The organism is Tenuifilum sp. (assembly GCF_037481895.1).
Classification (GTDB): Bacteria; Bacteroidota; Bacteroidia; order Bacteroidales; family Tenuifilaceae; genus Tenuifilum; species Tenuifilum osseticum.
Genome location: NZ_JBBFKU010000008.1, coordinates 76,157 through 96,991 on the forward strand (window position 1 = coordinate 76,157; position 20,835 = coordinate 96,991).

Annotated in this window: 15 protein-coding genes; 9 read left to right on the forward strand and 6 right to left on the reverse strand. The window is 43.1% G+C overall.

The genetic code is table 11. From position 1 onward, the window contains the following. The first annotated feature begins 2 nt into the window (after nt 1–2). The gene (locus tag WHS63_RS03890) at nt 3–1,490 is read left to right on the forward strand and encodes a methyl-accepting chemotaxis protein (protein WP_445203978.1); all 1,488 of its coding nucleotides are present in this window, start codon (nt 3–5) and stop codon (nt 1,488–1,490) included. A 125-nt stretch (nt 1,491–1,615) separates the two neighbouring features. On the opposite strand, the gene WHS63_RS03895 is transcribed toward WHS63_RS03890, so the two are convergent. Beyond that, on the reverse strand, nt 1,616–1,828 hold the full coding sequence (locus WHS63_RS03895; protein ID WP_445203979.1) for a hypothetical protein: 213 nt from the start codon (nt 1,826–1,828) through the stop codon (nt 1,616–1,618). A gap of 609 nt (nt 1,829–2,437) precedes the next feature. Between WHS63_RS03895 and WHS63_RS03900 the strand changes: the two genes are divergently transcribed. From WHS63_RS03900 to WHS63_RS03920, 5 genes are read left to right on the forward strand one after another with little or no spacing between them, the layout of a single operon-like run. Next, complete coding sequence (locus tag WHS63_RS03900; RefSeq protein ID WP_445203980.1) at nt 2,438–2,983, forward strand: TlpA family protein disulfide reductase; 546 nt, start codon at nt 2,438–2,440, stop codon at nt 2,981–2,983. 18 nt (nt 2,984–3,001) lie between these two features. Further along, entirely contained in the window at nt 3,002–6,073 is a 3,072-nt protein-coding gene (locus tag WHS63_RS03905; RefSeq protein WP_445203981.1) for an AsmA family protein, read from the forward strand. Continuing rightward, entirely contained in the window at nt 6,048–6,689 is a 642-nt protein-coding gene (locus WHS63_RS03910; protein ID WP_445203982.1) for a DsbA family protein, read from the forward strand. The genes WHS63_RS03905 and WHS63_RS03910 overlap by 26 nt, the downstream gene beginning before the upstream one ends. A 4-nt stretch (nt 6,690–6,693) precedes the next feature. Continuing rightward, on the forward strand, nt 6,694–7,062 hold the full coding sequence (locus tag WHS63_RS03915; RefSeq protein ID WP_445203983.1) for a hypothetical protein: 369 nt from the start codon (nt 6,694–6,696) through the stop codon (nt 7,060–7,062). 46 nt (nt 7,063–7,108) lie between these two features. Further along, a complete protein-coding gene (locus WHS63_RS03920) occupies nt 7,109–8,647 on the forward strand; it encodes a YifB family Mg chelatase-like AAA ATPase (protein WP_445203984.1) in 1,539 nt (512 codons plus the stop codon). Here WHS63_RS03920 and WHS63_RS03925 read toward each other — a convergent pair. The 3 genes from WHS63_RS03925 to leuS form a co-directional block, all read right to left on the reverse strand. Next, nucleotides 8,644–9,522: a YitT family protein gene (locus tag WHS63_RS03925; RefSeq protein WP_445203985.1), complete on the reverse strand. Its 879-nt coding sequence runs from the start codon at nt 9,520–9,522 to the stop codon at nt 8,644–8,646. The two genes, WHS63_RS03920 and WHS63_RS03925, sit on opposite strands and share 4 nt — an antisense overlap. A 17-nt stretch (nt 9,523–9,539) precedes the next feature. Beyond that, complete coding sequence (locus tag WHS63_RS03930; protein WP_445200075.1) at nt 9,540–9,959, reverse strand: four helix bundle protein; 420 nt, start codon at nt 9,957–9,959, stop codon at nt 9,540–9,542. Between the two features lie 100 nt (nt 9,960–10,059). Further along, the gene (leuS, locus tag WHS63_RS03935) at nt 10,060–12,843 is read right to left on the reverse strand and encodes a leucine--tRNA ligase (RefSeq protein ID WP_445203986.1); all 2,784 of its coding nucleotides are present in this window, start codon (nt 12,841–12,843) and stop codon (nt 10,060–10,062) included. Between the two features lie 584 nt (nt 12,844–13,427). Here leuS and WHS63_RS03940 point away from each other — a divergent pair. Next, nucleotides 13,428–14,126 (forward strand): hypothetical protein, encoded by a 699-nt coding sequence (locus WHS63_RS03940; RefSeq protein WP_445203987.1) that lies wholly within the window; start codon nt 13,428–13,430, stop codon nt 14,124–14,126. A gap of 1,127 nt (nt 14,127–15,253) precedes the next feature. On the opposite strand, the gene WHS63_RS03945 is transcribed toward WHS63_RS03940, so the two are convergent. Continuing rightward, nucleotides 15,254–16,480, reverse strand: coding sequence for a peroxiredoxin family protein (locus tag WHS63_RS03945; protein ID WP_445203988.1), 1,227 nt, complete (start codon nt 16,478–16,480; stop codon nt 15,254–15,256). 12 nt (nt 16,481–16,492) lie between these two features. Next, a complete protein-coding gene (gene rnr, locus WHS63_RS03950) occupies nt 16,493–18,775 on the reverse strand; it encodes a ribonuclease R (protein WP_445203989.1) in 2,283 nt (760 codons plus the stop codon). A gap of 279 nt (nt 18,776–19,054) precedes the next feature. Here rnr and WHS63_RS03955 point away from each other — a divergent pair, with 279 nt between their 5' ends. Both WHS63_RS03955 and WHS63_RS03960 read left to right on the forward strand, forming a co-directional pair. After that, nucleotides 19,055–19,621, forward strand: a complete 567-nt coding sequence (locus WHS63_RS03955; RefSeq protein ID WP_445203990.1) for a UbiX family flavin prenyltransferase — start codon at nt 19,055–19,057, stop codon at nt 19,619–19,621. Between the two features lie 32 nt (nt 19,622–19,653). Continuing rightward, the gene (locus WHS63_RS03960; protein ID WP_445203991.1) at nt 19,654–20,289 is read left to right on the forward strand and encodes an RNA-binding domain-containing protein; all 636 of its coding nucleotides are present in this window, start codon (nt 19,654–19,656) and stop codon (nt 20,287–20,289) included. The last annotated feature ends 546 nt before the right edge of the window (nt 20,290–20,835 follow it).

Below are 20,835 nucleotides of genomic sequence, written 5' to 3' on the forward strand. Positions count from 1 at the left end.
CTATGCTACAAAATCTGAAAATACGACATAAGCTGATGCTTTTCCCTGCTCTCTTTGTGCTTATATTTCTTGTGGTAATAATTTTATTTCAAATTCTTAGCGTAACCAGCAAAAGGTCGATTTCAAAAATCGAATATGGATACATGCCTTTTGTGGAGCTGACAAATGCCCTAAACTTTGAGCTTATAAACCTTCAACGCGAATTTCAGGACGCTGTAGCTGCTGCCGATAACGAGAAGTTAAATGAAACAAACACTCGTTACCAGACCATACTTAGTCAGCTTGATTCCATTAAGAAGAATCAGGTAGGTAAAGAGTTAGATGTAATTGGTATTGAAAAGCAGGTTAAGGATTACTACAGCCTTGCTTTTAAAACTTCCGATGCCATGATTAAGGGTGCTTTCTCCGAGTCGGTTACCAATGATATCAACCGGATGGTAACAAGTTTTAACACCCTTAGGGACCAACTTGAAGGGCTTGTAAAGCACAGCAAGGAGCAGGCTAACAAAGCGTTTGATTCAACAATAAGTGGGTTTAATAGTTCTTTTGCCAGTACCATTGTAATACTGGTAATCAGTTTAACCCTTTTTATTACAATATCATTTGCGATTGGGCGCTCCATGAACCTTTCCATAAAACAGATGCAGAGGGTTATTTTTAACCTTTCCGAAGGCAAACTTAATACCCATGAATTAGAGAATTTGAAGAGAGCCAACGATGAGATAGGGGAAATGCTTTTGGCCACTGAGCAAGTTATTCAAAAGCTACGCGGAGTCATAGCCGATGTTCAATCGAGCATCGAGACCATAAACGACTCTGGTGCTGTTACCAGTGAAACATCGGAACGAATGGCCGAGAGCGCCAACGAGCAAGCCTCGTCAGTGGAGGAAATTGCCTCAACCATTGAACAGATATCGGCAAATATTGCTCAGAACAGCGATAATGCAAAAAGTACGGGCACCATTTTTGAAGAGGCTAACAGAAGCATTAAGCACGTTTCTGACAAGTCGATACAGGTAGTGGAGGCAAACCGGGCAATTATGGAAAAGATAAACATAATTAATGAAATTGCCTTCCAAACCAACATATTAGCTTTAAATGCAGCAGTGGAGGCTGCCAGGGCTGGTGAGCACGGGAAAGGTTTTGCGGTTGTGGCAGGCGAAGTTCGAAAGCTGGCAGAGAAGAGTAGGGCTGCCGCTGAGGAAATTGTTAGGCTTGCAAACCAGAGCTATACCCTCTCGTCCGAAGCGGGAAAGATTATGCAGGACACTATCCCGATAGTGGACAAAACCACTACCCTAGTACAGGAAATTATTGCCGCTAGCGTTGAGCAAGCCAATGGGGCTAACCAGGTAAATAACGCCATTCAGCAGTTAAACCAGCTTACCCAGCAAAACGCCTCAGCGGCCGAGTCGATGTCACAGAATGCAGCCCAATTGGCCTATGAGGCTCAACGGTTAAGTGAGCAAATTGAGTTTTTTAAGCTGTAAGGTTATTTCAAAGCCGGTCCAGCGTGGACCGGTTTTTTATAGGATAAAAAATGACCATGTAGAGGCCGATTAGAATTTTCAGCTCTCAGATTCATTATTCAATGTGGTTAATGTTTTTGTCATGCTCAGTTAGCCGAAGCATCTCTTTGTTTCTTCAACTCTTCATTAATAGGATTCCTCATCCAAAAAGGAATGCTAAAAGCAGTGGCATAAAAGCCTGACCCGGCAATGGGTCGGGGGTGGAACGTGGCGGTGGGCTTAGTAAGCGATACCACATGAGTCACGCCGCAGGCGTGGCGAATAGTATCGCGTGGCAGTTCCACCCGCGGGGTACCCATCGGGTCGGGCTTTTCAGCCTTGATCTTCTTTGGTTCTTTCTTGTATCAAGACAAGAAAGAACGTGTGAATGGCTCTTTGTAATGATTTTTCCTTTGCGATGCAACGCTTCAGTGTTGCTCTTTGGAATGTTATTGCGTGCATCGCTATACATTTAGCATTAGCCATAGAGTTACAAATGTTTCGCCCCTACGGGGCTGGTCGCGTTGTTCGTTGGTCGTGAATCGTTGTTCGTGAATATCACGTCACATACTCTGTGATACAAGCTTTTACTCGGTTCATGAAACGATTGTCATGCTGAGCTCCGTCGAAGCATCTCAATACTGACCAAAGGTGGAGATCCTTCGCTCCCCGCTAGGGCGGGACAGGCCGCTCAGGATGACAAGTTTAGTTGTTCGTTGATAGTTGATCGTTGTTCGAAAATACTTCGACATACACTTTGTGAAACACTGTGTAACTCTGTGATAGTTTTTACTAAACACTAAACACAAAACACCAACAACTATCCAAAAACAATTCACCCATTTTTTATTTTTTCATTTCATCCAAAATCTCTTTAAAATTCCATAAATTGCATGAAATTTGAGTTGAAAAAGAATAAAATTCCAAGCATGAGAATTAACCTAATACACCTTTTGGTAATCAGCGCAATGGCTTTATGCCAAAGTGGTTATTCGCAGGAGATTACTGTTGGGCAGGTAGTCCCTGATATCACTGGGAATGGTCCCAATGGTGAGGAGTTTAAGCTTTCGTCGTTAAGGGGGAAACTGGTGCTAGTCGATTTTTGGGCATCGTGGTGCTCGCCATGTAGAAAGGAAAACCCTGTACTTGCAGAGGTTTACAATAAGTACAAGGATGCATGCTTTACCAATGGAAATGGATTTGCGATATTCAGCGTATCGCTTGACCTGAAACGCGATAACTGGGTAAACGCAATATCCGACGATAAACTAGTATGGCCTTACCATGTAAGCGACCTAAAGGGTTGGCGGAGCGTGGCGGCAAAAGCGTACAGTGTCAATGCAATTCCTATGAACTTTCTGGTGGACAGTTCGGGCGTAGTTATTGCAAAGAACCTCCGAGGTTCTGAGCTCAACAATACATTGCGTAAGTACCGGAAATGGAAGTTCTTTAGTAACTCCGATTGCAAAAACTAATAATTTCGATAACAGGGTATGAAGACAAAGCGTTTTATTGTAAGGTTGTTAAAGTATTTTGGCCTAACTATTATCTTTCTACACTTACTGGTATTCATTATTATTGGGATTGCAAAGCTGTTTGAGGGAAGCATTATCCGTCTTGCGGTTAAGGAGATTGAATCAAGTCTAAAAGCGCCTATCTCCTACGGGGAGGTTTCTTTAGTTCCTTTTCGGGATTTTCCGAATCTTACGGTTCGTATTGCTGATTTTAAGCTAGGTCAGCAGGCCGACTCGGTGCGGGTATTTGGCATAGGGAGTTTACCTGATACCCTGGTTGGGTTTAAAAACGTTTTTGTTTCCGTAAAGGCATACCCTCTACTCAAAAACAAGGTCATTATTAACGGGGTTGAGCTGAATGGATTTAGGGTAAACTACCTGGTTGATTCTACTGGGAGATCGAATTTTGATTTTTTGATACCTCCCGATACAGTTGAAACTCCTGTTGATACAGTTACCCAAACCATTCTAAACATTCTTTTAAAGAATCTTACCCTTAGCGATATTCACTTAACATATTCCGACCAAAAGCTAAAGGCAGCAGCGGATATTGTTATTCCTAAACTTCACCTTGAGGGAAGGGTTTCGGGCGATAGTATATGGGGGAAAAGTAATGGCGAAATTGTTGTAACCAATACCCGGTTTGCCGATTTACCACTGGAGAAGGTTACAAACCTCAACTTTTCCTACAGTGTTGATTACGAAAATGGAAACCTTTTACTCGACTATGCCAAGCTTGATGTAAATGGCATAGAACTTAAAGCCACTGGTAACGCAACCCTGTCGGATTCAATCTGGGTGGATTTTAGCCTTGCTTTGCCAAAACTTAACCTTGCTGAGCTATATGGCTTTGTTCCTGAGGGTATGATTAAGGAGTATGGATTATCGAAGCTTGGAGGAACCCTTAAGTTTAACACAATTGTTAGGGGGTATTTATATGATACCCTAATGCTTCCAAGCGTTTTTATTGATTTTGACTTGAGGAAAGGTGTAGTTGAAACAAAACAATACCCAAAAGTAAATAAGCTTGACTTTGTGGGAAGCGTTTCAATCCCTAACCCGAACTACCTTGCCACATCAGCAGTAAATATTAAAAAATTCAATCTTGAAACTCAGCAAAGCAGGGCTAACCTAACTCTTACGCTGAAAAATCCAAACAAACCACTTTACAACATTCAAGGCGACATGCATCTTGTCCTCGACGAGTTTGCCCCATTGCTACCCGATAGCACTCTGACAGAACTTTCCGGTTTGATTGATGCTAAATTTTTTACCAAGGGTAAAATGCCCGAATACCTTGATGTGAACAGCTCCGATTACTTTATGGACAACACAGGATTTTCCTTAACTTTTAGCAATATCAATGCCGGGGTAGACACGGTTAATGTTGTAAAGGAATTAAATGCCGAGGTAACATATAGCCCTGGCAAGGAGCTAACGGTTAACAATCTCTCATTACGTTTGCCTGCCTACAAGGTAAGTTTAAAGGATGGTTTACTTAAAGTAAAGGTCATAGGGCGTATATCGGAGCTCGATAAAATTGATGTAAGGGTCGATACGCTTCATATTGCCATGGGCAATAGTAGTTTTGGCAGTAAGATGAAGTTCAAAAACTTGAAAAGCCCCGTTTTCAGGGGCGAAGGCCGTTTGTATGTCGATTTGGATGAGGTGCAGCAATTTATTCCCGATACGCTTGTTAGCCTTGTTACCGGTAAGATAGATTTTGGATTTAGTACATCGGGAACAGTTAACCCCGATTCTATTGATAAGCAGATAATGCCAATCCTATTTGAAAACAGCATGTTTGCTGCACAAATCAAGGATTTTGGTTTCTCATTGCCCAACGATAGCCTGATTGGCGTCGATAGGTTATCGCTTACCCTTTCAATGGCAAACGATACCATTCGTTTAGCCAATGTGAAAGGGCACTACAAAAATCTAGACTTTCGCTCCGATTCAACTTCTATCTGGAATGTTTATAAAACATTCATTTTGGGGCAAAAGGATAAAAAACTCATTGTTAATACATCGCTTTGGGCTAACTATGTTGACTACGATATTTTCCTACCTTTTATGGCAGAGGACTCAACGGCAAGCCCCGATACGGCTGCCTCAACTATCCCACAATACATTATTAGGGGCATTGCCAAAGCCGATAAGGTGAAGTACGGGAAAGTACTAATTGACGACCTTTCGACAAAGTTCAGGGTTGACGATAGCCTTTATGTGCTTGACGAACTACGAATGAAGGCATTTGGGGGTAATATGGTTACCTCGTTGGTTTACGACACCCGTAAGTATCCACTGGAAATCATTGAATTCAAGAATGAATCGAATAGGGTAAATATCAAGCAACTGCTGGAACAAAACGACAATTTTGAGCAGGATTATATCACCCATAAAAATATCGATGGATTAGTTACAGGTACGGTTTTTGGGCGAATTGTAATGCAGGACACCAACCTGCTTTACGACAAGATGAACCTTTTAGGCAACTTTAAGCTTGAAAATGGTGGTATATACAACTTTGAGCCTGCCATGGAGCTGTCAAAGTTTACTAACCTTAATGAGTTAAACAATATTGTATTTAATACACTGGAAACCAGTGTGTTTATCTATAACAACCAGATTTACTTTCCAAAAACCAACATCGTAAGTACCGCCATGGATATGTCGGTTTACGGTATGCAAAGCTTTGCCGATGACTACGAGTATCATTTTGTGGTTTACCCCGGTGATGTAATGCTTGGAAAATCCAAAAAACTCTTGAAAAAGCAGGGTTTGAAGGACGAGGGATTTGAAGGGCCAAACAAGGCTAAACGTTCAGGCCTATACCTTGTTGCACTTGAAAGAGGAAAAGAATCGAAATATGGGTTTGATACTAAGGAGTTACAGGCTACCATGAAGGCCACCATTCGCGTTCAGGAACGCGGGCTTAATTTGGTTTTTCACCCCCATGTAATGAACTTTAGTACCGAATTGGACAGAAAGGAACCCAAACGTAAACCAGCTGATGAAAAAAAGGATGGGAAGGAAGTTAAGACCAATTGAGTGGATTGCAGTAGCGATTTCCATTGTACTTATCGTTTTAATTGGCATAAAAGCGTGGCAATTGGTCCAAAATAGGACTAGTAAGCTAGCCGCACCTATTTCATCCAATCCTTTAGATATCACGTTTGGAAGCGATTCGGCTCAGCTTGCCATTTATGCATACATAAGTTACCATTGCGGTTACTGCAGGCTTTTTTTTACTGAGGTTTATCCTGAGCTTGAAAGGGAATTCATTTCCACCGGAAAGGTACGCTTGGTTCTGAAAATAGTGGAGCACTCAAATAATACTGACCGGATAAACGAGGTGAAAACAGCAGTATGTATTAACCGATACGGGTATTATGGGAAGTTGCATGAGCTGCTGGTTACAAATAGTAGCGTGATATATAGTGACGAGTTCCGTGAAATGGTCAACCATTTCATTGATAGCGATCCACTGGTTGCTGAGTGCATTTTAGGGAATGAATCGATGGATTATATTTTGCAAATCAGGAACGAATTTGATAAATTTGGATTTACCGGAACACCTACATTTGTTATTGAGGGTAGAGTTTTTCGGGGTTTTATGCCCTTTGAGCAGTTTAAATCTATCATAGTTAAACACTTAAACCAATAAAGTTATGCGAAAGAAGTTACTGGTTGCCCCAATTGTTCTAGGAGCGGTACTGGCATTCCTAACCTGGGGTTGCGAAAAGGAGGATAAGGATGTTTGCCAAAAATTTGAGCCACCCCAGTGTGAAATCGCCAACGTTTGTTGCCCAACCGATGGAGGGAATTGTTACTACGAGGTAGGCGAAAGCAAATATTACTGCGATAAGACAAAAGCTACTCCAGATGACCCCGATGGATGCAATGATGCGGAAAATCAAGCCATAGGGGTTCTTTGTGCAGCCGCAAGTCCTGACCAGCTCATGAATGCAAAGGTTGAGCTAAGCAAATTAACCCGTAAGCTGATGCAAGAAGCAAGAACCTTATCGGTATGCCATTAATGAAATCACCGGAATAGGCCATACTATTCCGGTTTTTTATCGAGTTATGCTTGTAAAGACCTTTGGTAGTGCGGTTCATGGCATAAAAGCCACAACAATTACCATTGAGGTAAGTGTTGGGCAAGGGGTAAACTTTTTCCTTGTTGGGTTACCCGATAGCGCTGTTAAGGAGAGCCAACAGCGTGTTATGTCTGCACTAGAGACTAATGGCTACAAGTTTCCCAAAAAGAGAATCGTAATCAACATGGCTCCGGCCGACATCCGCAAGGAGGGCTCGGCTTACGATTTACCACTGGCTATTGGCATTATGGCTGCATCGGAACAGATTAAACCCGATTTGCTGCCGGATTACGTTATCATGGGTGAACTTTCGCTCGACGGCACCATCCAGCCCATTAAAGGGGTTTTGCCCATAGCCATTCAGGCCCGCGAGGAGGGTTTTAAAGGTTTCATTGTTCCCGCGCAGAATGCCCGTGAGGCTGCCGTGGTAAACAACCTCGATGTTTACGGGGTTGAGAGTATCAAACAGGTGGTTGACTTTTTTAATGGCAATAGCACTCTTGAGCCAACCATTGTGAACACCCGCGAGGAGTTTTTTGCCCACGCCAATAACTACGATGTTGATTTTTCCGATGTTAAGGGGCAGGAAAACGTTAAGCGGGCGCTTGAGGTGGCTGCTGCAGGAGGACACAACATCATTATGATAGGCCCGCCTGGTGCCGGAAAAACCATGCTGGCAAAGCGGATACCAACAATTATACCCCCGTTAACATTGCGCGAGGCGCTTGAGACCACCAAAATTCATTCCGTTGCAGGTAAGATTGACCGGAATACATCATTGATGACCCGTAGGCCATTCCGTAGTCCACACCATACCATCTCCGACATTGCTCTTGTTGGTGGTGGGCAGTTTCCACAGCCCGGTGAAATATCGCTCGCCCATAACGGTGTACTTTTTCTCGATGAGCTACCCGAGTTTAAAAGAACTGTTTTAGAGGTTATGCGCCAACCCCTTGAGGACAGGGTTATAACCATATCGAGGGCAAAGTTTACAGTTGAATATCCCGCCAGCTTCATGCTAGTTGCCTCCATGAATCCCTGCCCATGCGGTTACTACAATCATCCTGAAAAGGAATGCGTGTGTTCGCCCGGAGTAGTACAAAAGTACCTAAATCGCATTTCAGGACCGCTGCTCGACCGTATTGATATCCATGTTGAGGTAATCCCGGTCCCATTCGATAAGCTTGCGTCGGCACCACCAGCCGAGAGTAGCGCTCAAATCAGGGAGCGGGTGGTAAAAGCCCGACAGATTCAGGAGGAGCGTTTTGTTCCCTGGGCCGAGGTACACTGTAACGCTCAAATGACCTCCAAGCTGATACGGCAGTTCTGCGTACTTGATGAGGCCGGAACGGCCATCCTGAAAACAGCTATGGAACGGCTAAACCTTTCAGCAAGGGCTTACGACCGAATTCTAAAGGTTTCCCGAACCATTGCCGACCTTGAGCAATCCGAAAAAATATTGCCCCAGCATGTGGCTGAGGCAATTCAGTATCGTAGCTTGGATAGGGAAAACTGGGCAGGCTAGTGCCTGATGCGTTCAAACCCCCTTCCGTAAACCCCGGTAACCGTTGCAACCGAAATAAACGCTTCGGGGTCAACCTCCTTAATTATTTTATACACATCGCTAACCTCGTGCTTGCGCACAAGTGAGATTAGCACCTTTTGCGATTCTTTTGTGTACCAGCCCATTCCTTCAACCACGGTTACTCCACGGTTGATTTCAGATGTAATCCTATCGGCAATTTCCTGGTATCGCTTTGAAAAGACAAACACCTGAACTGACTGTTTGCTACCCGACAGAACAGCATCGAGCGAGTAGGCCGTGATGGCCATGGCCACATAACCATAAACAATGGTTTCGATACGCTTGGCGGGTTCAAGGTCGAGTAGAACCAAAAACGATGAGCCAATGATGAAAACATCGCAGAGCATTATTATACGGCCTGGGCTAATGTTACGGTACTTATTGATTATCATGGCAATGATATCGGTACCACCAGTACTTCCACCCTGAGTGAACACAACCCCAAGCCCAACACCTGCAAGCGCACCGCCAATGATTGTGGACATAAACTTGTCCTCAACCACTGCTACTTTTATTGTCATTTGGAGCAGCGATAGTAGAAAAGCGCCAACAGTAACGCCAAAAATGGTTTTCACCCCAAAGTTGGCTCCCAGCATTTTAATGGCCAAAAGGATGAGCCCTACATTTATTAAAAAGTAGGTGTAACCCATTGGAATGCCAGTAGCGTAGTAAACAAGCGCACCAATACCCGAAACCCCTCCGCCAGTAATTTTATGTGGAATTAAAAAGGCTGTCCACGATAGCGCATAAAGCAACAGCCCGAACACTATGATGGCATAGGATCGGACTGTTTTAAAAATATTGGCTGTAGTCATTCTCTAAAAAATTCCTACTACTCGTCTCTTAAATCATCATCTTTTTTGTAATCACCTTCCTTACGACGTTTGATGGAACGTGCGTAAGAGTTAAGCAGGTAGCTAACCTCGTTGAGGTTATTCTCTAGCTCGTCGGCTTGGAATGAATCCAAGAGGTGTAAATCGGTGGCAAGGGTAATGTAGTAACGGCACTCCTCAAGGGCCTCCTGTGCGGTGGTTAAAAAGAGTAGCTTATCCTCGCGATCCTTCTTCTTGTAGCCTCCAACAATGTTGGTTGCAATGGCAGTGGCACTTTCACAAAGCATGTCGCCCACAATGGCTTGATAATCGTCGGGGAAAATTTTTACCTGTTGGTAAATGTTAAGCACAAAAGCGTGGGCCTTTTGCCATACTACCAAGTCCTTGAACGATTTGGTTTTGTTGTCCGATTTGTCCATATCGCACTCCTTTCTGTTGAATGTTTTGTAAGTATAATAATGATTAATAAGGGTTTACTAAAGATACTACTTTTTTGAAATCTGCAAAAATATTATTTGACTAAACAACAATATTTACAATTTTGTTTGGAACCACAATTACCTTTTTGGGTTGCTTGCCATCGAGGTATTTTAGCGTGTTTTCATCGGCTAAAACAATTTTTTCCACCTCATCGGCCTTAAGGTTTAACGGTAGTTCAAGGGTAAAACGCGTTTTACCATTAAACGATATAGGACAGGTAAAGGTCGATTCCTTAATGTACTCCTCGTTGAACTTAGGCCAAGCGGCAGTATTTACCGATGTTTCATGTCCAAGCAGATGCCATAGTTCCTCGGCAATATGTGGAGCATAGGGAGCAATTAAAACGGTTAGCGGTTCAAGTATTGCGCGCTTGTTACATTTCAAATCGGAGAGCTCGTTCACGCAAATCATAAAGGCCGATACTCCGGTATTAAAGCTAAACTTCTCAATATCCTCAGTAACCTTTTTAATGGTTTTATGAAGAACCTTGAGCTCTTGTGCAGTAGGTTCGTTGGCTGATACCTCAAACTCATTGGCATTGTTATGGAATAACCTCCAGAACTTTCGGAGAAACTTATGTACGCCATCAATACCATTTGTATCCCAAGGTTTGCTTTGCTCTAGGGGGCCAAGGAACATCTCGTACATGCGGAGGGTATCGGCACCATAGCGCTCAACAATAGTATCGGGGTTAACCACATTCCACATGCTTTTGCTCATCTTCTCCACTGCCCATCCGCATACGTATTTCCCATCTTCCAGAATGAACTCAGCATTCTCGAACTCCGGACGCCACTTACGGAATGCTTCAATATCAAGTATATCGTTGCTTACAATGTTAACATCAACGTGTATTGGGGTTACATCGTACTTATCCTTCAGGTTATACGATACAAATTGGTTTGTTCCCTTAACACGGTAAACAAAGTTTGATCGGCCCTGAATCATTCCTTGGTTTATCAGCTTTTTAAAGGGCTCTTGCTTGCAAACGTAACCAAGGTCGTATAGGAATTTATTCCAGTACCTTGAGTAAATAAGATGTCCCACGGCATGCTCGGTTCCGCCAATGTAAAGGTCAACGTTTTCCCAGTACTTATTGGCTTCGGCCGAAACAAGGGCATTATCGTTATGGGGGTCCATGTAACGGAGGTAGTATGCCGAGGAGCCGGCAAAGCCGGGCATGGTGCTTAGCTCATAGGGGTATCCCTCAGGGGTATGCCAGTTCTTGGCGCGACCAAGGGGTGGTTCGCCCTTTTCGGTGGGTAGGTAGGCATCAATCTCGGGGAGTTCAAGGGGTAATTTTTCCTCGGGCAGCGGGTAGGGCATTCCGTCCTTGTAGAAAATAGGGAATGGCTCACCCCAGTAACGCTGGCGGCTGAAAATGGCATCGCGTAGGCGATAGTTTACCTTACGCCTGCCCAGCCCGCGCGATTCAATCACCTCACATATCTTTGAAATGGCATCTTTTACCTCTAAGCCATTGATAAGTGGGCTATTGATAACAACACCCTCCTTTGAATCGTACGATTCTGTCCACGATTCAGGGTTGGTGGGTTGCTCGCCTGGGCGAATAACGGTTTGGATAATAGGTAGCCCAAAGGTTTTGGCAAAGGCAAAATCGCGGCTATCGTGGGCAGGAACCGCCATAATGGCGCCGGTTCCATAGCCAGCTAAAACGTATTCACTTACCCAAATAGGTATACGCTCGTTGGTGAATGGGTTAATGGCGTAGCTACCGGTAAACTGACCGGTTACCTTGCGGGCTTCGGCCATGCGCTCACGCTCGGTTTTTCGCTTAACCTCCTGACGGTATTCGGCCATCTTCTCAGCATAGGCAGGGGTGGTAAGTTCATCAACCAGTTCGCTTTCGGGTGCCAACACCATAAAGGTTGCTCCGTAAATGGTATCGGGACGGGTGGTGAAAATTAGTATTTTACGGTCGGTGCCATCAATTCGGAACCAAACCTCGGCACCCTCGGATTTGCCAATCCAGTTGCGTTGAATATCCTTAAGCGAGTCAGTCCAGTCGAGCTGGTCGAGATCGTTGAGTAGCCGCTCGGCGTAAGCCGATATCCTGAGACACCACTGACGCATTTTGCGTTGCTCAACCGGATGGCCGCCACGAATGGAGACACCCTCCTTAACCTCGTCGTTTGCCAGTACTGTTCCCAGTGCGGGGCACCAGTTAACCATAACATCGGCAAGGTAGGCCAGGCGGTAGCCAAGTAGGATCTCTTGCTTTTCCTTTTCGCTCATAGCCTTCCACTCGGCAGCAGTAAAGGTGCGAATGTCGCTGCATGCTGCATCAACGTCAAGGTTACCGTTACGTTCAAATTCAGCAATTAGGTTCTCAATGGGCTCAGCCTTTTGGGTTTTGTTGTTGTACCAGTGCTTAAACATCTTAATGAAAGCCCACTGGGTCCACTTGTAGTACTTGGGGTCGCAGGTGCGGAATTCGCGATCCCAGTCGTAGCTAAAGCCAATCTTATCGAGCTGCTCGCGGTAGCGCTTAATATTGTTATCAGTGGTAATGGCCGGATGTTGACCGGTTTGAATGGCATACTGCTCTGCCGGTAGGCCAAAGGCATCGTAGCCCATGGGGTGAAGCACATTAAAGCCGTTAAGCCTTTTGTAGCGGGAGTAAATATCGGATGCAATGTATCCCAGCGGATGACCTACATGTAATCCGGCTCCGGAGGGGTATGGGAACATATCAAGTACGTAGTACTTGGGCCTTGAGGGGTCAACATCAACCCTATATGTCTTGTTTTTACGCCAGTAATCCTGCCATTTCTGTTCTATCTCTTTAAAATTGTAGTCCATATAAAAGCCTGATTTTGTTAAAGTTGATTTCAGCCTGCAAAGATAGAAAAAAAGAGGTTAAAGTAAGAGGGGGAAATGGGGAATAGTTAGAATTGAAAAGTGGGTGAGCCGTGAGGCGTGAACCGTGAACCGTGAGACATTAAACGTTAAACGTTAAAAAAATTGGAGGTAAGGAAGTTAGAGGAAGTTAGAAGAAGTTAGATGAATTTAAAGGAATGCGAGGCGTTAAACTTGAGCTCCTGCTCTATCGTTCGAGAGCGTATCTGGATGCGTGTGGTAAATGCCGCTCCGTCTAGTAGAATTTAGTATGATAGTAAAAATTCGTTCAAGCACATCGAAAGAAATTTTTTTTATTTCTGGCTGAGGTGCAACGTTTGATCTAGGCTTAGCCCAACCTTTTCAGCTGGAGGTTACAGCCATAGCACGCGTCAAGAAACGCGCGCGAACGAGGGATAAAACCATATATGTTGTACAACATATGATAAAATTTGTACATACGATAGCGAAATGATAACTTTGTTAATCGGAAATAAAACAATTTCATTCTTTCATTTAAAAATGTCTAACCCAATAAATTATGAATTATGAAAAGAATTTTTGTTATTTTGTCCCTATTACTAATGATTAACTCTTGTGATAAAAATGAATTAAACATTAGTAATAATGTTGAAAAGGCTAAAGTTGATTTAATTAAAAAAATTGGTTTGATAAAAAATGATGCATATTTACCCTTAAAATTTAAAAATCACAATGAAGATATTGAAAATTACTATAAGTTTATATTTAATGAGTTAGATGCTTGTTGTAAAAAAAGTAAAGACATTGAATCGTTTTATGAAATTTATAATAAAATATTATCTAAGAATAGTTATCTTCTAAAAGATTTTAAGACTAATACAACAGAATCTGAAGTAATTAGAGAGTATTTCTCCTTTATCACAGAATTATACTTTAAGGAATTAGAAGTAAGTAATTATAACTATATTAGAACAGGCATCATTTTTGAAAATGCTATTTTGCAAAATAGTTTAATTGAAGATAATAATAGGGACATTTTATGTAATTATATATATAATTTATCAGTTTTTTTAAATGAAATATCATGTTCTGGAGTTTTAACAAAAGATTCAAAAATTACAGAAAAAGCATTTTTGAAATGCGTTGATAAAGAATTAGATTCAGTATTTAATAATCCTATTAAAACTATTCAATTTTTAATTTCACCACCAATAAATTTTGCATGGCTATCTGCTGGCTGTGTATGGGAAACTTGGAATAGTTAATTAAATTTATAAAAAGAAATATTAAGTAAAAGATGTTGTTTTTCATTAAATAAAATGATTGTTTAATTTATAAATGATTTAAAATTTTTTGATTAAATGAATTAATAAGTCAATTAATACTTCCAAGAGCCAACTTTTTTAGAGATAATTTGACTTTGAATTCTTTTTACGGTAAAGTACAAATGAATGAATAAAACTTATGAGTGCCCAATAGACTCAGTTAACTAATTTAATTGTTTAGATTATGAAACCAAAACTTATTGAAATTTTGTTAGTCATTGGCTTGGTTTTAGCAGGCATTCTTAAAGGGATTACCTGTAATGATTCATTCCTACTGCTAATTATAATTTTTTCAATTCTGCTGTCAGGTTATTACCTATTCTTCTACAGTAGCACAGTTAGCGGTGAAGGTAAATTATTAAACATATCAATCCGATGGACGCTTTCATTATTCCCCGTTGCATTTGTTGTAACATTTTTTATCCCTAATACAGGTAGGATTTTGAGTTTGCTTTACTTTATCTTTTGCATAATAATTACCATTTTAAAATCCCGCAATAAAACAGCCGACAGATATGAGTTGACCAGAATGTACTTACAATTAACCATTTTAACGTGCACAGGTCTATCGTTCCCTTAACCTTGTATGGTAATTTAAACTAAATCGGGTTAATTAAACAACCCGATTTTTTTATCTTAAATACTGCATTTTCGGAAATATATGTAAATATTTGTAAATCATATATAAAAATTAAAATTTGGGTATCCCACACTTATAACTTAATTTGTCATAAAAAAACGCATCGCTTTAGGAATTCTTCAGTACAAATTATAAAGTCCGAGACAAGTACCTGATTTGGGTGCTTCCCCACGTTAGCGCGCTTCTCATGACGCGTGCGATCTTCTAATTCATAATCAACGAACAACTTCTCCTGTCATTCCGAGTTTATCGAGGAATCACAATCATTTACAAACGAACACACCCCCTGCTCCTATCCTGAGAGGAGAGAAGTAGGTTGTAAGGTCTGCTTTCACTAAAAGCAATTTAAAATGAACGTTTTCAGCCCTGTAGGGGTTAACATTAATGGCCAATAAAATAATGTGTTGTAGGATTTTATTTCAAATCCTTACTTTTCGTTCAGCAGCTTAACAATGAGTTCTTCGGTTTCGCGGGCAAATTTCTGGTAATGCTCACCGGTACCGGGGCCGGAGAAACCGGTTTCAACCCTGCGAATCTTCCCATTGCGGTCCAGTATCATGCTAGTGGGGTAGGCCATTTGCCCTTCTAGGGCGTATAGCACGGAGTCGCGCTGTTCGCGGCCTCGGGGGGCAACATACAGGAAGGTGTAATCGGCACCAATACTCTGGGCAAAGCGTTTAATCTTGGGTTGGGCAGCCTCAAAGGTTTTGTCCTCAAAGCAAAGCGAAACCACCTCAAAGCCCTTATTGCGGTACTTCTCATACATGGTTTTGTAGAAACGGCCCTCATCTAAGCAGTTAGGGCACCAGCTACCACCGGCAAGTACCGCTAACACCTTACCTTTAAAGCGTTCATCGTTAGAGGTAACCCGGTTGCCGTTTAGGTCGGTTCCGGCAAACTCAAAGGTTGAGTATCCCTTACGAACCCATACCAACGATTCGGCTTCGGGGAGTTGGGCTTTATCGTCGCGCATGGCGCGCCATGCGGATACCCAGCGGGGACTTCCCGATATCAGGCCGTTTTCCATGGTGGTAGAATCGGTAATCTCGCCTCTTACGATAATGGATTGTGCGCCATCGCACTTTGAGAAGTAGAACATATTGCCAGCCACTTTCCCTTCAAGGTATCGATAATCGCCCGTTGTGCTGAGTATGGTACCTATAACCCTTGAACCATCCTGCTTGAGCTCGGCAACCATAACCGTTGAGTCGGCAGTGCCGGGATTCTCAATAAACCACCAACGTCCGGTAACATTAAACTTGGGTTGTTCTTCAAACCATGGGAAACGGTCGGTTTCACCCTTAATGGCAAAAAATTTATACCGTCGGCCATCTTTAGTGCCCTTGGGGTAGTAGTACCCGCTTAACGAATCGTTAATGGCCATTACCAGCTCGCTGGTAAAGGTTGGGAATTTGGCCAAGAGCGAGTCGTCCATACGTTCAACCTCAGTGATGGCTATAAGTTCATCGGCATTGCGAATGATAAGCTGAATCTTGCCATTATCATTTTTAACCTCAAAGTTAAAGGGGACATCCAGCCTGCCGGGAATCGAATCCATTTGGATAACTCCAAGCCACCAGCCGGGCGTTACATCGTTGTTCCTTGAACATGCCATGGCTAAAATAGCCAGCACAATAACTACCAGTTTTTTCATCTATATAGATTTTTAGCGTTTACGACGTTTCTCTTTACTTTTAGTTTTTTGCTGTCCTTTGCGGCTCGATTTCACTTTATCATTTTTGGACTTGTTTTGCTTTTGACTTCTAAACTGGGTTGAAGGTTTACCCGACCTGCCAGTCATGCCTACGAGTTTGAAATCGAGCTGTTTTTTGGCAAGATTGGTTCGCCAAACCTCAACCTCAACCTCATCGCCAAGGGTAAACTTGCGTCCGTTGCGCTGCCCAATGAGGGCGTATTCCTCCTCATCAAAACGGTAGAAATCATCGTCTAAATCGCGAATGGAAACTAATCCCTCGCACTGGGAATCGGTTAGTTCAACGAATATTCCAAAATTGGTTACGCCCGATATCACACCTTTGTAGGTTTCGCCTAACTTATCCTGCATGAACTCCACCTGTTTGTATTTGATGGAAGCCCTTTCGGCCTCGGTGGCTTTAATTTCCATGTTGGTGGAGTGCTTGCAAAGCAATTCAATTTGCTCCTTATCCTTTGGCTTACCATTGCTAAGGTAGTGTGCCAGAAGACGGTGCACCATCATATCGGGGTAACGGCGAATGGGCGAGGTGAAGTGGGTGTAGTATCGGAAAGCTAAGCCGTAATGGCCAATGTTATCGGTGGAGTAGCGTGCTTTAGCCATTGAACGCAAGGCGAGGGTTTCGATAAGGTTCTGCTCGGGTCGCCCTTTTACCCTTTCCATTAGCTGGTTTAGCGATTTGCTAACCTGTTTGTCGGTAGTGCCCGAGATACTGTATCCAAATCGGGTGATAAAGGATCGGAATGCGTTAAGTTTTTCCTCGTTGGGTTTATCGTGAATGCGGTAAACAAAGGGCAGTTCCTTATGGCCATCCCTGCGCATGCCAATAAACTCGGCAACCCTTCGGTTTGCCAGAAGCATAAACTCTTCAATCAGTTGGTTCGACTCCTTGTTCTCCTTGAAGTAAACACCAAGGGGTTTGCCCTTAGGATCGAGGTCGAACTTCACCTCAACGCGCTCAAAGGCAATGGCTCCCTTTTTGAAACGTTCGGCACGGAGTTTTTGGGCGAGCTTATGCAGCAGCAGGATTTGATCCTTCATATCGCCTTGGCCGGTTTCAATAACCTGTTGGGCTTCCTCATAGGTGAACCGACGCTTGGAAAGAATAACCGTTCGGCCAAACCACTGGTTGAGCACCTCAGCGTTTTCGTTTAGCTCAAATACTGCCGAAAAGCAAAGCTTTTCCTCGTTTGGGCGTAATGAGCAGATATAGTTCGATAGCCTTTCGGGTAGCATGGGCACACAGCGATCGACCAGGTAAACCGATGTGCCGCGCTCAATGGCCTCGTTATCGATTGGGGTATTAGGTTTAACGTAGTGGGTAACATCGGCAATGTGAACCCCAACCTCAATGTTGCCGTTAGGAAGGGTTTGAACCGAAAGGGCATCGTCAAAGTCCTTGGCATCAAACGGGTCGATGGTAAAGGTTGGTGCCTTTCGGAAATCGCGCCGCTCACGGTAATCGGCTTCGGTTATCCTATCGCTAATCTTTTCGGCCAGCTGGTCAAGTTCCTCGGGGAAGCGGTATGGTAGTTCGTACTCAGCCAGAATGGCATGCATTTCAACCTCGTGAACACCCGGGTCGCCAAGTATCTCAACAATTTTACCGTTGGGATTTTTTTCCCGTGCAGGCCAATCGGTAATCTGAACTATTACCTTCTGTCCGTTACGGACATCCTTCAACTCAACCTTTGGGATAAAGATATCGTAGGGCATTAGCTTGTTATCGGGGACAACAAAGGCATTCTTACCCACAAAGTTGATTGTACCCACAAAATTGCGCTTAGCGCGCTCAATTACGCGAACCACTTCGCCCTCAAGCAAGCCCCTACGTCGTTGGCGGAATATCGATATTTGAACCTTATCGCCATGCAGTGCGTGATTCAGCCTAAAGTCGGGAACAAATATCTCACGGTTGTCATCGGTTATAACATCAGCTGACCCGTCGGGGTTCATCTCCAGTACGCCAACAGCCAAAGCGTTCTGCATGACAGCCCGGAACTTGCCACGCTGAAGTTCCTCAGCAAACCCATCGAGCGCAAGTTCATAGAGAATTTCATTGACCATTCGGCGGGTATAATCATCGCTAACCCCAATTTTATTCGATACCTGCTTGTAGTTATAGATGTTGGTAGGATTGGCCAGCAGCAAATCGGTAACCAGCTTCTTTAACTCCTTTTTGGCTATACGATTTGGTTTGGAACCGGCATCGGTTTTATTCTTCTTTTTTGTCATTGTTTATTGCCTAAATTACTTTCAAAGATAGTGGAAATTTAAACCCAATTTAACCGGTAGGAAAACGTTTAGTCCTAATTGCTTGTTTTTTTAATTTAACCTAGGTTTGATCTTAAAGTAAAATGACAAAGTAATTTTTACCAATTTGAAAAGTCAGAAAAGGAAACCCTGATTTTACGATAATGGCTACTTTTAAAAAGGGTGAATGCATTTGAATTATGTCAACTTCCAACCTTTTTTCGTTACCTTTGTTCTATCCTAGACTAATTATTCAAATAGATGCAAAAGGTGATTGTAGCTGTTACCGGTGCCAGTGGTGCTGTATATGCGGCGAGGGTTATTGAAAAGCTAATTGAATTATCGGCTAGGGTCGATGAGGTAGCGGTAGTTTTTTCCGAAAACGGGAAAAGGGTTTGGGAATATGAGCTAAATCGCGAAATCACTTTCGGATTTCCTGTAAAGCTATACGATAATAACGATATGTTTGCCCCCATGGCATCGGGTTCAGCCGGCTACAATGCTATGGTTGTAGTGCCTTGTACTATGGGAACATTAGGACGAATAGCCTCAGGCACAAGTAACGATTTAATAGTTCGAGCAGCCGATGTGATGCTTAAGGAACGACGAAAGCTAGTACTGGTGCCGCGCGAACTTCCTTACAACCTTATACACCTGCAAAACATGGTTACCGTTACCCAGGCCGGGGCTATAGTTTTGCCTGCAAGCCCATCGTTTTACAGTAGGCCTTCAACCATGGATGAACTGATTGACACCGTTTCCGACAGAATTGTTGAGATGCTTGGCTTTAGTATAGACCATTACAGGTGGGGTCACCAAAAGAGTTAATTTTACCATCTTAACCTATAAAACCTAAAGTTGTGAGCCGTTATATTGCAGGTTTGATATCGCAGGGCGAGGGGCTTACACTCGATTTTAAACACTCTATAACCGATTCGCGCAAAATTGCACGGTCGTTGGTAGCTTTTGCTAATACTGCGGGTGGCACATTGCTTATTGGCGTTAAGGATAATGGCAACATAACCGGTGTGAATACCGATGAGGAGTACTACATGGTTGAGGCGGCCTCGCAGCTGTACTGTAAACCCGAGGTGCCTTTTGAAGTAGTTAAGTGGGAAATAAACGGCAAAACCGTTTTGGAGGTAAAGGTAAAACCCTCAAGACGCAAGCCCCATAAAGCACCTGATAAAACGGGAGTTTATAAAGCGTATATACGTGTAAACGACGAGAACGTGGTGGCTTCGCCTGTTCAAATTAAGATCTGGAAGGCAGAAAAGTACCGTAAACCCATTAACATACTATTCGGAGAGCCCGAAAACGCATTAATAGATTACCTAAAATCGCACCAAACAATCACCATTGACCATTTCAGCAGGTTGGGCTTTATCTCAGTATCCGAAGCGGAAAAAATACTTATTAACCTAACCGCAATGGGTTTAATTGAATACAGCAACTTGAACAACGAGGATCACTTTTCGCTTAGGAGCCCTGAGTAGTTGGCTGCTGATTGGCAATATCATTTGTATACCAGTAAATTTCAGGGTTAGGCAGTATTGCCATGCTGAGATGTATTGAAAAATCTTTCTGTCATAGTGAGCCCAGTTGAAGCATCGCTTTGAAACTAAAACTCTTTATTAATGAGATTCCACGACAAGTTTGGAATGACAATACCCCCTTGTAGCCTTACTCCCTTTGTCATGCTGAGCTAGTCGAAGCATCTATTTGAACCTACAACTCTTTAAACCCTTTTGATTGATTTTCCAGCAGTTGCTCTTTGCAGCGCTTATCTGTTGCGATGCAACGTTTCGGTGTTGCTCTTTGGCAAATGCATAGCGAACATCGCTATACTTGTGGGAGTAGGCGTGGAGTTACAAAGGTTTAGCCCCTATAGGGCTGGTCCCGCTATACTTGAAGGAGATTCCTCGACAAGCTCGAAATGACAATACCCCTTGCATCTTTACGCCCTTTGTCATGCTGAGCCCAGTCGAAGCATCTCTTAGTACCTTCAACTCTTCTTTAATGCGATTCCTCAACCAACAAGG